Below are 1,702 nucleotides of genomic sequence, written 5' to 3' on the forward strand. Positions count from 1 at the left end.
GGCCAGGGCGCTGCCGGACCGTGGTCCAGCAACCAAGCCGCCGGCAACAGGACCAAAACGCAAAGGCCCAGCAATCGCATACGGGGCACCATCATCGGGGAACCGTCACCTCTTCCAGGATCTGGCCGATCACCTCGTCGATGGAAAGTCCCTCGATCTCGTATTCGGGGCGCAGGACGATGCGGTGTCCCAAAACGGCGGGCGCCAGGTTTTTGATATCGTCGGGGGTGATGAAGTCACGCCCCGAGATAGCGGCCAATGCCCGGCTGCCCAGCAAAAGCGCCTGGATGGCCCGGGGGCCGGCACCCACCAGGACGCCCGGGTGGCGGCGGGTCTGGCGCACCACCGCCACCAGGTAGGCCAAAAGCTCCTCCTTGACCGTGATGCTCTCCAACTGACGACTCAGGGCCGTGAGGGCCTTGGCGGGGATCACGGCCTTGACCGCGCCGCTGGCCAGCACCGCCTCGGGGGATTCGCGGCCCAGCATCCGCCGCGCCAGGGTCAATTCCTCATCCTCGCCGGGATGGCCCATGGCGATTTTCAACATGAAGCGGTCCAGTTGGGCTTCGGGCAGGGGATAGGTGCCCTGGTATTCGATGGGGTTCTGGGTGGCGAACACGGTGAAATGGGGAGATAGATCGTGGGTTTGGCGGTCGATGGTCACCGTGCGTTCCTGCATGGCCTGGAGCAGGGCCGACTGGGTCTTGGCCGGCGCCCGGTTGATTTCGTCGGCCAATAGGAAGGTGGTAAAAACAGGGCCCTTGACCAGGCGAAAGCTGTTTTGCTGAAGATCGAACACATGGGTGCCGGTGATGTCCGCCGGCATGAGATCCGGCGTGAACTGAATGCGACCAAAATCGCAGCCCAGGACATGGGCCAGGGTGCGCACCAAAAGGGTTTTGGCCACCCCGGGCACGCCCTCGATCAAGGCATGCTGACCGGTGAAAATGGCGATCAAGGCATAGTCGATGACCTGCTCGTGGCCGATGATGACCTTGGCGATTTCCTGTTTGGTTCGTGAAAGAACGGTTTTGACGGTGTCAAGATCGATGGTCATAGGTGTTTTCTCTGTTCAAGCAGTTGGACGATATGGCCATAGGCCGCCACCGGATCATGGCGGGTAGCGGTGTGCCGTTCCAGCCATTGACGTGCCATGACAAGGCGTTCGGCACGCACATGGCGGGCCGCCGGGCCCGCCTGCCAAGTAGAAAACAGACGGATACCAATTGCTGCTCCGGAATATGCCGCTGCATCAGGCTGACCAGGCCCTGGCCGCTGTCGCCGCCCGCAATGGGATGCGCCGCGCCTTTCGGACCGGACCGGGCCGATGGCGGCACGAAGGCGGCACTCTGGCGCCAGACAAAAAGCAGGCCGATGAAGATCAGGGCCCCGGCGATTTTCTCCAGACCGTATTTCCTGGCCAAGGTGGCAATGCCGGACCGGCGGGCAATGCCATGGTGGAATTCATCGAAGACAATCCGTTGGGCCGGGGGCAGAAACCAGGTCAACAGCGGTATCACGCGTTCTTTGCGCAGGGCCTCGTTGCTGAGCAGAAAACTGTCGGCCGCCAGCACCAGTTCCCCCCTGCCCCAGGCACGTCTCAGGATCACCGGCTGATCCGTTTGGTCTAGGGCGTAAATCGAACGCCACGCGTCGTCCACCACCCGGAAATACTGGGTCCCATGCCAGGGAACCGTCACCG

The 1,702-nt window shown here is 62.6% G+C and carries 2 protein-coding genes; both read right to left on the bottom strand.

What is annotated here, in order from left to right; translation table 11 throughout:
* Positions 1–91 precede the first annotated feature (91 nt).
* Positions 92–1,057 carry an AAA family ATPase gene (locus tag JCM12296_RS34590; protein ID WP_054702699.1) on the bottom strand — a complete coding sequence of 322 codons (966 nt, stop codon included), beginning with the start codon at positions 1,055–1,057 and terminating at the stop codon, positions 92–94.
* A partial coding sequence (locus JCM12296_RS40805; RefSeq protein WP_218188445.1) for a hypothetical protein occupies positions 1,041–1,702 on the bottom strand: 662 nt, incomplete at its 5' end. The genes JCM12296_RS40805 and JCM12296_RS34590, both read right to left, overlap by 17 nt.

It is taken from the genome of Desulfosarcina cetonica JCM 12296 (assembly GCF_001311845.1).
GTDB lineage: Bacteria > Desulfobacterota > Desulfobacteria > Desulfobacterales > Desulfosarcinaceae > Desulfosarcina > Desulfosarcina cetonica.